At 59.0% G+C, this 15564-nt stretch carries 14 protein-coding genes; 4 read left to right on the top strand and 10 right to left on the bottom strand.

Annotated features, from left to right (window positions below):
* Positions 1 to 18 precede the first annotated feature (18 nt).
* The 3 genes from ACQZ5F_RS12415 to ACQZ5F_RS12405 all read left to right on the top strand — a co-directional run bounded on the left by ACQZ5F_RS12415 (position 19) and on the right by ACQZ5F_RS12405 (position 4104).
* Positions 19 to 1266 carry an NAD(P)/FAD-dependent oxidoreductase gene (locus tag ACQZ5F_RS12415; protein WP_225339596.1) on the top strand — a complete coding sequence of 416 codons (1248 nt, stop codon included), beginning with the start codon at positions 19 to 21 and terminating at the stop codon, positions 1264 to 1266.
* 173 nt (positions 1267 to 1439) lie between these two features.
* Positions 1440 to 2801 (top strand): glutamine synthetase family protein, encoded by a 1362-nt coding sequence (locus ACQZ5F_RS12410; protein ID WP_046799191.1) that lies wholly within the window; start codon positions 1440 to 1442, stop codon positions 2799 to 2801.
* Position 2802: 1 nt separating this feature from the next.
* Positions 2803 to 4104, top strand: coding sequence for an NAD(P)/FAD-dependent oxidoreductase (locus ACQZ5F_RS12405; protein ID WP_225339595.1), 1302 nt, complete (start codon positions 2803 to 2805; stop codon positions 4102 to 4104).
* A 58-nt stretch (positions 4105 to 4162) separates the two neighbouring features.
* Here ACQZ5F_RS12405 and ACQZ5F_RS12400 read toward each other — a convergent pair whose 3' ends face one another.
* The 7 genes from ACQZ5F_RS12400 to rirA all read right to left on the bottom strand — a co-directional run bounded on the left by ACQZ5F_RS12400 (position 4163) and on the right by rirA (position 10423).
* Entirely contained in the window at positions 4163 to 4651 is a 489-nt protein-coding gene (locus tag ACQZ5F_RS12400) for a gluconokinase (protein ID WP_046799193.1), read from the bottom strand.
* 108 nt (positions 4652 to 4759) lie between these two features.
* Positions 4760 to 5500 carry an ABC transporter permease gene (locus ACQZ5F_RS12395; protein ID WP_225339594.1) on the bottom strand — a complete coding sequence of 247 codons (741 nt, stop codon included), beginning with the start codon at positions 5498 to 5500 and terminating at the stop codon, positions 4760 to 4762.
* Positions 5497 to 6435, bottom strand: coding sequence for an ABC transporter ATP-binding protein (locus ACQZ5F_RS12390; RefSeq protein WP_046799195.1), 939 nt, complete (start codon positions 6433 to 6435; stop codon positions 5497 to 5499). The genes ACQZ5F_RS12395 and ACQZ5F_RS12390 overlap by 4 nt, the downstream gene beginning before the upstream one ends.
* Positions 6432 to 7598: an ABC transporter permease gene (locus ACQZ5F_RS12385; RefSeq protein WP_225339593.1), complete on the bottom strand. Its 1167-nt coding sequence runs from the start codon at positions 7596 to 7598 to the stop codon at positions 6432 to 6434. The genes ACQZ5F_RS12390 and ACQZ5F_RS12385 overlap by 4 nt, the downstream gene beginning before the upstream one ends.
* 88 nt (positions 7599 to 7686) lie before the next feature.
* Positions 7687 to 8598 (bottom strand): glycine betaine ABC transporter substrate-binding protein OsmF, encoded by a 912-nt coding sequence (gene osmF / locus ACQZ5F_RS12380; RefSeq protein WP_225339592.1) that lies wholly within the window; start codon positions 8596 to 8598, stop codon positions 7687 to 7689.
* A gap of 138 nt (positions 8599 to 8736) precedes the next feature.
* Complete coding sequence (locus tag ACQZ5F_RS12375) at positions 8737 to 9783, bottom strand: AbrB family transcriptional regulator (RefSeq protein WP_448730447.1); 1047 nt, start codon at positions 9781 to 9783, stop codon at positions 8737 to 8739.
* A 169-nt stretch (positions 9784 to 9952) separates the two neighbouring features.
* Positions 9953 to 10423 carry an iron-responsive transcriptional regulator RirA gene (gene rirA / locus ACQZ5F_RS12370; RefSeq protein ID WP_046799198.1) on the bottom strand — a complete coding sequence of 157 codons (471 nt, stop codon included), beginning with the start codon at positions 10421 to 10423 and terminating at the stop codon, positions 9953 to 9955.
* 173 nt (positions 10424 to 10596) lie between these two features.
* On the opposite strand from rirA, the gene ACQZ5F_RS12365 reads away from it, so the two are divergent.
* Complete coding sequence (locus ACQZ5F_RS12365; protein ID WP_225339590.1) at positions 10597 to 11646, top strand: Fe(3+) ABC transporter substrate-binding protein; 1050 nt, start codon at positions 10597 to 10599, stop codon at positions 11644 to 11646.
* Positions 11647 to 11670: 24 nt separating this feature from the next.
* Here the strand turns inward: ACQZ5F_RS12365 and ACQZ5F_RS12360 are convergent, their stop codons facing one another.
* From ACQZ5F_RS12360 to ACQZ5F_RS12350, 3 genes are all read right to left on the bottom strand, one after another.
* On the bottom strand, positions 11671 to 12741 hold the full coding sequence (locus ACQZ5F_RS12360) for a M48 family metallopeptidase (protein WP_225339589.1): 1071 nt from the start codon (positions 12739 to 12741) through the stop codon (positions 11671 to 11673).
* Positions 12731 to 13801: a YjgN family protein gene (locus ACQZ5F_RS12355; protein WP_137085735.1), complete on the bottom strand. Its 1071-nt coding sequence runs from the start codon at positions 13799 to 13801 to the stop codon at positions 12731 to 12733. The genes ACQZ5F_RS12360 and ACQZ5F_RS12355 overlap by 11 nt, the downstream gene beginning before the upstream one ends.
* A gap of 226 nt (positions 13802 to 14027) precedes the next feature.
* Positions 14028 to 15524: a CoA-acylating methylmalonate-semialdehyde dehydrogenase gene (locus tag ACQZ5F_RS12350; RefSeq protein WP_046799201.1), complete on the bottom strand. Its 1497-nt coding sequence runs from the start codon at positions 15522 to 15524 to the stop codon at positions 14028 to 14030.
* Between the last annotated feature and the right edge of the window lie 40 nt (positions 15525 to 15564).

Genomic DNA, 15564 nt, shown 5'->3' with positions numbered 1-15564 from the left:
GGAAACGGATTGATTGTCATGGCAGCGGATGTGATTGTTCTGGGAGCGGGGATCATCGGGGTCTCCGTCGCTCTGCAACTGGCCCGAAGGGGAAAATCGGTGGTGCTGGTCGACCGGCGCGGGCCCGGCGAGGAAACCTCCTTTGGTAATGCAGGGCTGATCCAGAGAGAAGGCGTCGTGCCTTACGCCTTCCCGCAGGATATCGCCCTGCTGCTGCGTTATTCCCTGAACAACAGCATCGATGCTCGCTATCACCTTTCCGCCCTGCCGAAGATCGCGCCTTTCCTCGGCCGCTACTGGTATAATTCCGCAGCCACACGCCACGGGGCGATTGCCCGCGCCTATGCGCCACTAATCGAGCATTCGGTTTCCGAACACAGCATTTTGATCGATGAAGCGAAGGCTGGCGATCTGATCGTGAAAAACGGCTGGATGGAGGCTTACAGGACTGCAGCAAGGCGGGATGCGGATTATGCCTTCGCCGAGCGGCTGGCGCGGGACCACGGCATTTCCCACACGAAACTGGATGCTGAAGAGCTTGCCTCCGCTGAACCGCATCTCAGCCGTGATTTTGTCGGCGGTCTGAAATGGAACGATCCCTGGTCGGTGCTCGATCCGCACGCGCTGACGCTCGCCTATCTCAGACTGTTTGAGAGCTACGGTGGAACCTTTGTCCGGGGTGATGCATCGACGCTCAGCCAGACGGTAAGCGGTTGGACGGTGCGTACCGAAACCGGCGCAGTTGAGGCGGAACATGCCGTCGTGGCGCTTGGTCCGTGGGCAGATATAGTGACAGAGAGGCTGGGTTATCGTTTCCCGCTCGGGGTGAAGCGTGGTTATCACATGCATTATGCGCCGCAGGAAGGGACAAAGCTCAACAACTGGCTGATCGATGCCGAGCGCGGCTATTTCCTGGCGCCGATGCGAAAAGGCATCCGCCTGACGACCGGCGCGGAGTTCGCCGAACGCGATGCGCCGAAATCCCCGGTACAGATCGAGCGGGCCGAACGGGTGGCTCGCAGCGTCTTTCCCCTCGGCGGCAGGCTGGATGCGGAACCGTGGATGGGCGCGCGTCCCTGCACGCCGGATATGATGCCGATCATCGGCAAGGCGCCAAGGCACAGGACATTGTGGTTCGCTTTCGGGCATGCCCATCACGGCCTCACACTCGGGCCGATCACCGGTCGTGTGCTTGCGGAAACCATGCTGGGCGAAACGCCTGTTATCGCCATCGACGCTTATCGCCCTGAAAGGTTCAATCCCTAATAGCTAAATCCGCTGGCCTTCCTGTGACAGGCCACGTAACATGGTCCCATGCAAAGGGGAAAAGGGGCAAGCGTCATCATGGTGGCGAGGTTTCTCATTTATCAGCAGCAGGATGATTTTCGTTAGCGAAGCGCTTCTGCGCGCGAAACAGAAGAGAAACGGCCTGCTGGTGCATGATGGATGATATTGAAAAAGCAAAGAAATTTTTCGCCGACAACCCCGATATCGAAATTCTCGAAGCCTTCGTCATAGATGCGAACGGTGTTCCGCGCGGCAAATGGATTCCGCGTGAGAGGGCAATCGACGTGCTCGAAAAGGGAATGGCCATTCCCCGCTCCGTTTATGCACTGGATATTTGGGGCCGGGATGTGCACGCCGCAGGCCTTGCCGAAGGTACGGGCGATCCGGACGGTTTTTGTTTCCCCGTTCCCGGCACGCTGTCGCGCGTGACATGGCTTGGCCGTCCAACGGCGCAGGTTCTGCTGGCGATGAGAAACCCGGATGGAACCGGCTTTTATGGCGATCCGCGCCATGTTCTGTCGCAGGTTCTCAGCGCCTATAAAAAGGCTGGCCTCACGCCGGTCGTGGCGACCGAACTTGAATTTTACCTGATCGATCCAGTCCGCTCTGCGCTTGATCCCGTGCGCCCGCCGCACAGCCGCGAGGGACGCTGGCACACGGGCCAGACCCAGGTTCTGTCGATTTCCGAATTGCAGGATTTCGAGGATGTCTTCCATGATATCGCCACAGCCTGCCGGGCGCAGGGTGTGCTTGCCGATACGACGCTGCGGGAAAACGGGCCGGGGCAATATGAGATCAACCTCAACCATGTGCCGGACGCCTTGCAGGCCGCCGATTTCGCCGTTTTCCTGAAACGAATCGTCAAGGGCGTGGCGCGGCGGCATGAGCTCGACGCCACCTTCATGGCCAAGCCTTATGGCTTGCAGGCCGGCAACGGCATGCATGTGCATTTTTCCGTTCTCGATAGGGACGGCAGGAATATTTACGCCGGCGAAAACGGCCCGTCGGATGCACTGATGCATTCGGTCGGCGGCCTTCTGGAAAATATGGGGGAAAGCATGGCGATCTTCGCCCCCCATGCCAATTCCTACCGCCGCCTGACACCGAGCGAACATGCGCCGACCTACGCTTCCTGGGGCATCGACAACCGCTCGGCGGCGGTGCGCGTTATCGTTGCCAGCAAGGCCGCGACGCGTATCGAACACCGGGTCGCCGGCGCCGATACCAATCCCTATCTCGTCGTCGCAATGATCCTGAGTGCGGCACTTGCCGGCATGAAGGAAAAGCGCCAGCCCGGTGGAGCGATCGCGGGTGACAGCCATGCCATCAACCACGAACCGCTGCCCACCAATTGGGACTACGCCCTGCAACGCTTCACACGATCGAGCTTTGCTTATGCAACGCTCGGCCAGAAGTACCGCACGCTGTTTTCCGCCTGCAAGCAGCAGGAGCTTTCCGAATTTTCCCTGCGTGTAACCGACGTCGAATATGACGCCTATATCAGGACGGTGTGAGATGGCTGAGGTAACGACTATTCCCAATCCAGGTCACACATCCTCATGGTATGCGGCCTCCGCCAATGTCAAATCCGTGCGACCGACGCTGGAAGGCGGGCTGGAAGCTGATATCTGCATCATCGGCGGCGGTTTCACCGGCATTTCCGCAGCACTGGAACTCAGTGAACGCGGTTATGCCGTCATCGTTCTGGAAGGCGTGCGGGTTGGCTTCGGCGCCTCGGGCCGCAATGGCGGCCAGATCGTCAACGGCTATAGCCGTGATCTTGAAACCATCGCCGGCCGTTATGGGCATGACAAGGCGGTGAAGCTCGGGGAAATGTCGCTGGAAGGCGGCGCGATCATCCGTAGCCGCATCGCCAAATATGCCATCGATTGCGATCTCGTCGATGGCGGCTTCTTTGCCGCCTTCACGCCGAAACAGATCCGCGAGATGGCGGCCCACAAGGCCCATTGGGAAAAGCACGGCCATGGCGGGCTGGAGATGGTCTCCAGGGCGGATGTCGGCATTTATGTAAAGTCCGACCGTTATGCCGGCGGCATGATCGACCGCCTGGGCGGGCACATCCACCCGCTCAATCTGGTGCAGGGCGAGGCGGCGGCAGCCGAAAGCCTTGGCGCGCGGATTTTTGAGAATTCGCGGGTCATCTCGGTAGAACAGGGTGCAAACCCAGTGGTGCGCACGGCGACGGGCAGCGTGAAGGCGAAATATGTACTCGTCTGCGGTAATGCTTATCTCGGCACATTGCTGCCGGAAATCGGCGAGCGGATGATGCCGGTCTCAAGTCAGGTCATGGCGACGGAGCCGCTCGATGCCGATCTGATCGAGGCGCTTTTGCCCGCCGATTATTGCGTCGAGGATGCCAATTATATTCTCGATTATTACCGTCGCACCTCGGATAACCGCCTGCTTTATGGCGGCGGCATCGGTTATGGCGGCAGCGACCCTGCCGACCTGACGGGCGTTATCCGCCCGAACATGCTGAAGACCTTTCCGCAACTGGAAAAGACCAGGATCGACTTCGCCTGGAGTGGCAATTTTGCGCTGACGCTGACGCGCATCCCGCATATGGGCAAGCTTTCGGACAATATCTATTTTTCGCATGGTGACAGCGGCCATGGCGTCACGACCACACATCTGCTCGGCAAGATACTGGGCGAGGCCGTTGCTGGCCACGCCGAACGTTTCGACGTCTGGAGTTCGCTGCCGAACTATCCGTTCCCCGGCGGCAAGACCTTCCGCGTGCCACTGACCATGCTTGGCGCCTGGTGGTACGGCATGCGGGACAGGCTCGGCTTTTAGAGCATTTCCCGCGAAAGCGTGAAGCGGTTTCGCATCCGGAAATGCAACAAACAAGGAGTTAGAACGTCACCGTTTTAAGGCCGGAAAGCGCATTCTTCGCGATTTCTTCCGGTGTGGTGTCGATGCTGACGGTTACGACGCCCGGTTCGCCGGTCGGCACTTCCAGCGTGGCAAGCTGGGTCTGAAGCAGCGAGAGCGGCATGAAATGGCCCTTGCGTTCACCCATGCGCCGGCTGAGAAGCTCCAGGCTGCCATCCAGATAAACAAAAGCAAGCGGGCTGCCGGTGGCCGTGCGAAGCCGGTCGCGGTAGATTTTCTTGAGTGCCGAGCAGGAGACGACGACACCGTTACCTTCGCTGCCCTTGCGCAGTTCCGCGCCGATCAGGTCAAGCCACGGCCAGCGGTCTTCGTCCGTCAGCGGAATGCCCTCGGACATTTTATCGACATTGGATTTCGGGTGAAGCTTGTCGCCTTCTATGAAGGCAATGCCCAGTTTTTCGGCCAGTTCCTCTGCGACCGTGGACTTGCCAGAGCCGCTCACTCCCATCACGACGATTGCCTGTGTCACCCGAACCTCTGATGTTACTGTTTCGACGGTCAGCCCCTAACATGTGCGGCTGACGTCGGGAACATAAAAATGCGAGGCTAGCCCGTGTCAGTGCCCGGTTTTGCGGGCTGCGGTCCTTTCCAGCGTGGAAAAGGCAGAGTGGATCAGGATTGCCAGTGCGGCGACGATCAAACCGCCCTGCAGGATGAAGGCGAGATTGTTGGATTGTAGCCCGGCGATGATCACTTCGCCAAGCGTGCGCGCGGCGACCGTGGAGCCGATGGTGGCGGTTGAAAGGCTGATGACTGCTGAAAGCCGGATGCCAGCGAGAATGGCCGGCAAGGCAAGCGGCAGTTCCACTTTGACTAGCCGCTGCCAACCGGTCATGCCGCTGCCTCTGGCGGCATCCATCACCGTGGCGGGCAGGGTGGTAAGTCCCGTCAGCGTATTTTCGAACACCGGCAGCAACGCGTATAAAAACAGCGCAATAAGCGTCGGTTTCTCCCCAAAACCGATCATCGGCACTGCAAGCGCCAGTACCGCCACGGGGGGAAAGGTCTGGCCGATATTGACGATGCTGCGCGACAGCGGCAGGAAATCCGCCCCGAAAGGCCGGGTGACGAGAACTGCGAGCGCACCCGCCACCAATGTGGCCAGCCCCGTGGCGATCGCCACGGTGGTCAGATGCGAAAGGGTGAGGGAAAGCAGGTTGGCCTGGGTGTAGATCGCCGGTGCATTGGCCTGCACGAGAGGACGAAATATCGGCGCGAAGATTTGCGGCGCGGCAAGAAAGACGATCAACCCCAGCACCAGAAATCCGATTGCAAGCAAAGAGGTTGCGTTTTTCATGAGGCTCCGGCAGCACGCTGGAGGAGAACGTCCCGCCGCACCCGGCCGGTGAGCTGGCCATCGTCTTTGACCACCGGCAAGACATCGCAGCCCGCCCATAACATCGCTGATAGGGCATCGCGCTGGCTTGTATGTTCGGTGAGCGGCTCGCCCTCGGCGCTTCCCGGCTCCACGATGTCGGCAATGGAGAGAACCGAAAGCAGTTTCAGCGCGCGTTCGTTTTCGCCGATCATGGTGCGGACGAAATCGGTTGCCGGTTTCAGCACCAGTTCCGCCGGCGGGCAGTCCTGCACGATGCGCCCCTTGTCCATCACGGCAATACGGTCCGCCAGATGAAAGGCCTCGTCCATATCATGCGTCACGAGGACGACGGTGACCCCGAGCTTTTTCTGAATATCGAGAAGATCGTTCTGCGCCTTGGCGCGGATCACCGGGTCGAGCGCGCCGAAGGGTTCGTCCATCAACAGAATGTTCGGCTCTGCGGCGAGCGCCCGCGCCACGCCGACACGCTGTTGTTGACCACCGGAAAGTTCATGCGGAAAACGGTCCGCATAAAGCGTGGGATCAAGCTGGAAGAGGTGCATCAGCGCATCGATCTTCGCCTCGATACGTTTGCGGTCCCAGCCGACCAACTGCGGAACGGTGGCGATATTCTCCGCCACCGTCCTGTGTGGAAACAGGCCATGGCCCTGAATGGCATAGCCGATCTGGCGGCGTAGTTTGTAACCCGGCATAGTGCTGACATCCTCGCCGTCGATCCGGACCGTGCCGGAGGTCGGTTCCACCAGCCGGTTTATCATCCGCAGCAGCGTGGTTTTTCCCGATCCTGATGTGCCGACGATGACGGTGACGGTGCGCGGCGCTACCGTCAGCGACACCTGATCCACGACGGCTGCATCACCATATCGTTTCGTGATGGTATCTATCTCGATCATGCCTGTTGCCTTCCGCCTGCGCTGAAGAGATTGCTGTCGATGAGGGCGTCGAGTGTGATCGCGGCGGCAAAACCGAGGAGAACGGTCGGCACGGTGCCGAGCAGCACGAGGTCCATGGCCGTCTGCCCGATGCCCTGAAATACGAAAACGCCAAATCCGCCCCCACCGATCAGCGCCGCGATCGTCGCCAGCCCGATATTCTGCACCAGCACGATGCGGATACCGGTTAAGATGACCGGCATGGCAAGCGGAAATTCCACCCGCAACAGCCTTTGCACCGGCGTCATGCCGAGCCCGCGTGCCGCTTCCCGGACCGCCTGCGAGACGCCGGAAAGGCCGACAACCGTGTTGGAAACGACCGGTAGCAGCGAATAGAGAAACAGCGCCACAAAAGCGGGTGCCATGCCGATGCCGGCAATACCGATCTTTGCCGCGCCCGGCACAGTGGCGGCGATCCATCCGAGTGGCGCGATCAGAAGACCGAAAAGGGCGATGGACGGGATGGTCTGGATGATGTTGAGGCTGTTCAGCAGGCCGGCACGCAACCGTTCGACCTTGTAACAGAGTATTCCCAGCGGAATGCCCGCGACGGTCGCCGCGATCAGCGAGCCGATTGCAAGTTCCACATGCCGCAGGGCCTCGGTCCAGAATATATCTGCCCGGCCATCATATTCCTTGATGATGGAGAGATCATTCCAGAGGCCGCTGGTTAAGATCCCTGCAAGTGAGGCAATCGCCAGCAGCAACAGCAAAATTCGCAAGGCGGGTTTCGGCTGGAGACGGGCAATGCAGTCCGTCGCGAGCAACGCCAGCCCGGCAAACATCAGCCAGAAACCGCTGGCAGGTGAAACGCGGGCAAAACTGTTACCCTCCGGTATCAGGGCGGAGGCTGCCTGGCCGACGAAGATCGCCAGTGCCGCCAGCCCTCCCAGCGCCGCCGCCAGTTTTAGCCGCGCCGGGAAGCGAAAGAACGCGATGAAGGCGGCAATCAGGATAATGGCGACAAGGAAGGCTGCGGCCATAGGGGTAAGGGCTTCGAGGATCGTTCGCGCTTCACCCTGAACAATCCGATTGGCGCGGAATATCATGAAGGGCGAGGCGAAAAGCGCGTAGAGCAGCAGGCACGAAATCAGCACACCCACCTTGTCAGGCCATTTCGTCAAGTTCCGCTCCCCCTGGACGCTAAGCTGGGGCCGGATACTGAAAACCGCCCCCGCTTTTCGCCATCCCGCTTCATTGTCTCACAGGTGATTATTTGACGAAACCGTTCTTTGTCAGGAAGTCGAGCGCCACGGTCTTGGCCTGTTCGCCGCCCACCTGCACACGGGCATTCAGCTCCTGCAGCGTTGCCAGATCAAGTTTTTCGAACACGGGTTTCAGCAGTTCCTCGATATTGGGGTTCTTTTTCAGAACCTCCTCGCGAATGACCGGCGCAGGCTGATAGACCGGCTGCACATGTTTGTCGTCTTCCAGCACGACAAGCCCCGAAGGCGCGATACCGCCATCGGTGCCGTAAACCATAGCGGCATTGGCATTGTTCGTCTGGTTGGCGGCAGCTGCGATCGTGGCCGCCGTGTCGCCGCCGGACAGCGTGATCAGCTGCTCCGGTTTCAACGTAAACCCGTAGGTCGTCTGAAACGCCGGCAAGGCAGCGGCAGAATTGACGAATTCGGAAGATGCGGCAAGAACCACCTCACCGCCGCCCGTAACATATGTGCCGAAGTCCGAAAGCGACTTCAGATTGTTCTTGTCGGCGACATCCTTGCGCAGCGCGATAGCCCAGGTGTTGTTTGCCGGTGATGGCGTCAGCCAGACGATCTTGTTGGCGTCGTAATCAAGCGTTTTCGCCTCTTCATAGCCCTTTGCGGCGTCTTTCCAGAGCGGATCATCGGCTTTGGAGAAAAAGAAGGCGGCATTGCCGGTATATTCCGGGTAGATATCGATTTCGCCCGCCGTAATCGCTTTCCTGACCACCGGGGTGGCGCCGAGCTGGATGCGGTCCGTCGTCTCGATGTTATTCTTGTTCAGCACGGCGAGGATGATGTTGCCGAGGACGCCACCCTCCGTGTCGATCTTCGACGACACAACCACCTGCGCCTGAGCGATGGAAACAGAAAGGGCAAGCGCAAGTCCGGCGCCGGTCAACGTCATCAAGCGGTTCATGAATGTTCCTCCGGTGGGTCAGCCTGCCGAACAGGCGAGAGATCGCCGCCGCAATTGCGGCGAAATATCAACGGCCGTGAGGAAAAATGGTTGCACGTCATTCGGATTTTTAGCGCTGGCGGTTCCGGTTGGGTGCTGTCAGGTCTTGTCGTTCGGCTCGCGGGCGTCCTTGCCCATGACGAGCGGCATGAGTACGGAAAGGAACAGAAGCCTGATGACATGGTGGGAGCCGACATAGGCGGTATCGGCATGCATCATCACCGCCATGGCCGCCATGGTTTCGAGACCGCCCGGCGCATAGGCGATCATCACCGCATTGAGCGGAACGCCGGTGACGCTGGAAATCATCCAGGCAATGCTGCCGGCGATCACCATCACGGCGATAGTGACGACGAAGCCGGCCAGAAAACCTTTGCGCACTTCCATCAGCGATACGTTGGAAAAACGCGTGCCGATGATGCAGCCGATCAGTACATAGACCGGCAGGCTGAGCCAGGTGGGAACGCCGCCCTCTGTGAGGCCGGTAATATGGGTGCCGATCGAAACGGCCACGCCGCCAAGCAGCAGGGCTGCCGGAAATCTCCAGCGCAGGAAAAGCCAGCCGGTCAGAAGCGATGCGGCGATGGTCAGCGCCAGGGTCAGCAGACCCATTGGCGGGTTGGTCATCAGCGGTTCGGTGCTGACCAGATCGAAATATTCGACGATCAGCGGTACGGAAAGCGTCAGCGCCAGTACTCTGACACTTTGTACGATGCTGACGGTCGCAAGGTCGCTTTTCGTTTCCGCCCCAAGGCTGATGATATAGCTGAGGTGACCGGGGGAGGCGCCCAGCATCGCCGTCGTCCGGTCATATCCGAAACCGTAATGCAGGATCCAATAGGCGACATAGAGCATGATGACGACGGCGGCGAGCACGACGACGAAGCTCAGCGGCCATGTCTTTGCCGCATCGATGACCGAGGGCGTTACGCTCGTTCCCATCGAAATACCGACGACGACGAAACAGGCATTGCGGATGAAGGCGGGAATTCCGAGCTTTACGCCCGCCAGTCCGGTGATCGTTACGGCAAGTGCCGGCCCGGAAAGGAAGGGGGCGGGAACATGGAGCAGGCTGGCGAGCAGTGCGCCCATGCTGCCGACAAGGGCGGTAAGCGCAAATGTATGGAATTCAGGCTTGATGATCATTGCGACGCTGATTGGTTGCTTGAAAAAGCTCGTGACCAAATGCGCCGTTTCGTCTGGCGGCGTCAACCTGCATCGCCAAAAATATTGTATTTCATGAGTATTTTATAAAAGAAAAACCCGCGACCTTCGGGCACGGGCTTTGGCTTTCGCTGTTCTGATATTTGCGTGATCAGGCGGCGGGAAGGGGCATGGCCTTCGGCATTTCCGTGTCGATACCGAGCAGGAAGTTGATCTGCGGGCGCGCCTTGACGAGATCGTCAATCGAATATTCCGCGAGAACATCGAAGAAGGCATTGAGCGCCTTGCGCAGCGCCGAGTTCAGGCCACAGCTGTCCACAAGCGGACACTCAACGGCGCCGTCCTCGAAGCACTCTGCCATGGCAAAACTGTCTTCGGTCACTCGTACCACGTCGAAAAGGCTGATCTTTTCGGCAGGCTTGCCAAGCCGCACGCCGCCATTGCGGCCACGCACGGTTTCTACGAGGCCCGCCTTGTTGAGCGGCTGCAGGATTTTGAAAAGGAACAGCTCAGATACGCCGTAAGCCCTGGCGATCTCCGGAATGCGGCTCAGCTTGCCTTCATTCGCAGCGCAATACATCAACATGCGAACGGCATAGTTGGTCTGTTTGGTCAAACGCATGCTGGTCTCCTAACTCTCAATGTGGAGTTATATAGTCTCTTTTTCAGTTTAGAACAATTCCAGAAACTGAAAAAACTGGCGCCCATTCGATATTTCTCGAACAGCCTTGTTGACCGCCTCAATGATTCATGAACAAACAAGTCAAGAATCTGAATGTAATGGAGGCATTCGTAATGGCAAGCTTGAAATCGTATTTTTCCGCTGCCGTTTTTTCAGGGCTGACGATATTTTCCAGCGCGCCCGCAGCTTTTGCGGAAGGCGAGGTGAATGTGTATTCCTATCGCCAGCCCGAGCTGATCCAGCCGCTGCTCGATGCCTTCACGAAAGAGACGGGCATAGAAGCCAATGTTCTTTTCCTCGACAAGGGGCTGGTGGAGCGCATTCAGGCCGAGGGCGTCAATTCGCCCGCCGATCTGCTGCTGACGGTTGATATCGCCCGTCTCGTTGAGGCGAAGGAAGGTGGCGTCACGCAGCCGGTTCTCAACGACCCCGTCATCGAAAAGGACATCCCCGCCAATCTCCGCGATCCGCAGGGCGAGTGGTTCGGCCTGACGACGCGCGGCCGGGTGGTTTATGCCTCCAGAGAGCGGGTGACCCAGAAGGACATCACCTATGAGGAGCTTGCCGAACCGAAATGGAAGGGCAAGATCTGCATTCGTGACGGCCAGCATTCCTACAATATTGCCCTGATCGCCTCGATGATCGCCCATCATGGCGTCGATTACACTCGCACATGGCTGACCGGCCTGAAGAATAATCTCGCCCGCAAGCCTGATGGAACCGACCGGAGCCAGGCGAAATCGATCTTTTCCGGCGAATGCGACATCGCGCTCGGCAATACCTATTATGTCGGTCTGATGTTGACCAATGATCGCGAGCCGGAAGAAAAGGAATGGGCGGGATCGGTGCGGGTGATCTTCCCCAATGCCGGCGACCGCGGCACGCATGTGAATATTTCCGGCATGGCCCTGACGAAATATGCACCCAACAAGGACAATGCGCTGAAGCTGATGGAATTCCTGGCGTCCCGCGAGGCACAGGAAATCTACGCCAAGCAGGTCTTCGAATATCCGGTGCTGCCGGGCGCGGAACCTTCCGATGTGGTGAAAGGCTTCGGTCCCATCAATCCTGACAAGCTGCCGCTGACGGATATTGCCGCCCATCGCAAGCAGGCATCCGAACTGGTGGACGAAGTGGGCTTCAACGACGGTCCGACCAACTGACGCCGTTTTCCTGAGGCCGGCGGATCAGTTACCCGCCGGCTTATTGTCCAGTGAGGCGTTGTAATCGAGGATAGCCTTGCGCCTTTCCGGCGTTCCGGGATGGGTGGACACAATGCTGGTGCCGCCCTTGTCCCCCAGCTTTTCCTCAAGCAACGCGAAGAACCGCTCGATGGCGGTGGGGTCAAGCCCTGCCTGGCGCATCAGTTGGACGGAGCGCTGATCCGCCTGCCGCTCGGCATCGCGCGAATGCGAGAGCGCCAGAAGACCGCCACCCTGGGTGAGAATATCTTCCATGGCCGAACCGACGTCGCCGGCAATCAGCATGACGAGACCGGCAACACCGGCGGCGCGGTAAAGCTGCCGCAGGCTGTGTTCATATTCCACATGGCCGATTTCATGCGCGAGAACCCCGGTGATCATCTGCCTGTCGTCGCCTGCGAGTTCCACCAGTTCGTCCGTCAAAACCAGCGTGCCATCCGGCAGCGCGAAAGCATTGGGACCGATATAGCCCCCCTTTCGGAAATTCAGCTTGTAATCCTCGGGCGAACCTTCCGCATGGGCGGCGATCCGGGCAAATTCCGCGCGAATGGCGTCCTGTTGTTCCTGTGGTAGTTCGCTTGCGGAGAACACCGTCTGGTCGAAGGCCTGCATGGTGCTGGCCGACATGATCTGCGGAACGATCGGCGGAGTTACCGCAACCGCCAGTTCCACCAGCGCCGGCAGCGCCAGCTTGTAAGTGCCATAAGCCAGAAGTACGGCTGCGGCGGTGATGCCGATCAGTCGCAGGCGGAACTGTTCCAGCCAGTTTACGAAGCCGGCGCGCTTGGTAATGTGCTGGACAAGCAGACGGTCCACACCGTCATTGTCGCGTGTCTCGAACAGCGAACCGTCCGGAAAATGCAACTCCCGGGGAATGGCTCCAACGCGGTGGCTGATCTCGACCGTTTTTATCTCGGCCTGGGTTCTGACGTGATTGTCATGCGCATCGAGCACGAGAAGGACGGTGCCGCCAAGCTTCAGCCTGGCGGCGCTGGAAAGGCTGGAGCGAGCGGCATGCCACTCGCCCGAAACGGTTTCTCCGGTATCAGAAACCAAATTCGAAACCTTCCATATCCATATATTCGGCGCTGACGGCGGCACCCGTTGCTTCCATCGAGGAAAGGACCTCGCCCACATCGCCATTGAAACGGATTGCCGTGCGTTCGACGGTATAACGCGCTTCGCGCACTGCCGCCCATGGCCGCATCAGGCCAAGCGTGAAGACGGTGACAACAAGGTTGGAGATGACGATCCAGAGGTAACGCCCGCGATGCAGGTCGCTGCGCAGATCGTGCTTTCCGTCCAGTAGCATGGACGAAATAACAACGTTGCGAACGCCGGTGCGATAAACAACGCCCGCGAGGCCGTAAACCAAAAATGCGCCGAAAAGGCCGACATAGAGGGAAGCAAGCGCGGTAACCATGGCGGCCGTTTCGTCTTCGAGGACCGCACTATTGGCCGCAAAGGCGGCAACGCCGAAGAAACCGACCACGATGCTGCCAATCACCACCATGATCGCCGGAATGATCCAGACCCGATAAAGCGCGCTGATCTTAGGGTCGGCACTGAAGGGCCGGTCACCATAACGCAGGTTGCTGAAAATGTAGCGGTTTGCCCAGCGGCTGGACAGTGGCGCCAGAATGCCGAAGGAGAAAAGCGCGACGAGGCTGCCGAGCAGAATGGAGACGAAGGCGCCTCCCGCAGTGCCGACGAAATCGAAACGGACATTGCGATAGCTTGTCACCCGCGCATTAAAACGAATGCTGCGCGTGATCAGCCAGGGAAAGAAGATCATCAGCAGGAGCGCCGGCACGAAGACCAGAAACGGATGGATGAGGCCGACAAGCTGCGAGACGACGATGAAGGCAAATGCAATCAACCGACCCTTGAAGATTTGTCCGCCGGTGGCGTGATAACCGAAAGCGCGGCCGGCCAGCACGGTGTTGCCATTGAAATAACGCTTGCGGCGCACCTTTGCCCAGGCGGAATAGATGCCGATCGTGACGATCGTCAGCAGAATATTGACGATCCAGATACCAAAATATTCCTTGGCATTTCCACTGAACGAGCCGCGTTCGAGTGCGCGCTGATCCACGCTGACAGAGATTTCACTCATAATAGTCCCTCATGACATGCCCCTCTCCGGGCAAATTGAGTTTGCAGGCTTCCCCGTTATCCTCGATTGGCAGCGTCCCCACGCCGCAACGGCTCTCTTACGCGATAACAGCTTTAAGTGGAATTATTTTGACAAAAGAAACTTGATTTTTTTAGTAATCTTTTTAACCGAAAAAGCCCCGCTGTTTTCGCAGCGGGGCTTTTGTTTTGGTTGCCGGCTTTTCGGCTTACTTCATCGTCGGCATGACGAATTCGGCACCCGACTTGATGCCGGAGGGCCAGCGGGAGGTGATCGTCTTGGTTTTGGTCCAGAATTTGATCGAATCCGTGCCGTGCTGGTTGAGATCGCCGAAGCTCGAGGCCTTCCAGCCGCCGAAGGAGTGGTAGGCGAGCGGAACCGGGATCGGAACGTTGACGCCGATCATGCCGATGTTGATGCGGCTTGCGAAATCGCGTGCAGCATCGCCGTCACGCGTGTAGATCGCGACGCCGTTGCCATATTCATGCTTCATTGGCAGTTCCAGCGCATCTTCGTAGTTCTTGGCGCGAACGACCGACAGAACCGGCCCAAAGATTTCCGTCTTGTAGATGTCCATGTCAGGCGTGACGTGGTCGAACAGGCAGCCGCCGACGAAATAGCCGTCCTCATAACCCTGCAGCTTGAAATCGCGGCCATCGACCAGTAGCTTTGCGCCCTGTTCAACACCGCTGTCGATCAGACCCTTGACGCGTGTCTGGGCTTCCTTGGTGACGAGCGGGCCCATATCGGCCTTGTCATCGGTATAGGGGCCGATTCTCAGGCTTTCGATCTGCGGGATGAGCTTTTCCACGAGCCGATTGGCCGTTTCTTCGCCAACCGGAACCGCAACGGAAACGGCCATGCAGCGCTCGCCGGCCGAACCGTAACCCGCACCCATCAGCGCATTCACCGCCTGATCGAGATCGGCGTCCGGCATGATGATCATGTGGTTCTTCGCGCCGCCGAAGCACTGCGCGCGCTTGCCGTTCATGGCGGCGGTGCCATAGACATAGCGGGCGATCGGCGTCGAGCCGACGAAGGAGACCGCGCCAATATCGGGATCGGTCAGGATGGCGTCGACAGCGCCCTTGTCACCGTTGACGACGTTGAGGATGCCGGCCGGAAGACCAGCCTCGATCATCAGTTCGGCAAGACGGATCGGCAGCGACGGGTCGCGCTCGGAAGGCTTGAGGATGAAGGCGTTGCCACAGGCGATCGCCGGGGCGAACATCCACATCGGGATCATGCCGGGGAAGTTGAACGGGGTGATACCCGCGCCGATACCGACCGGCTGGCGGATCGAATACATGTCGATGGCCGGGCCAGCGCCCTCGGTAAACTCACCCTTCTGCAGATGGGGAATGCCGCAGACGAATTCGCAGACTTCGAGGCCGCGGATGATATCACCCTTGGAATCCTCGACGGTCTTGCCATGTTCGCTGGAAAGCAGCACCGCCAGCTCGTTGAGGTCGCGGTTCAGAAGTTCAACGAATTTGAAGAAAACGCGGGCGCGGCGCTGCGGGTTGGTGGCAGCCCATTTCGGCTGTGCCGCCTTGGCGCTTTCAACGGCAGCACGCAATTCAGCGTCGCTCGCAAGCGCAACGGTTGCCTGCACTTCGCCTGTGGCCGGGTTATAGACATTCGATGTGCGACCGCTGGTGCCGGGCACATGCTTGCCGTTAATAAAATGACCGATTTCCTTCATGGGTAATCCTCCGCGATTTTTTGATGGGCGCAGCATTGCA

Source organism: Agrobacterium sp. 22-210-1, assembly GCF_053522525.1.
This window is presented reverse-complemented; position numbering and strand designations above follow the sequence as displayed.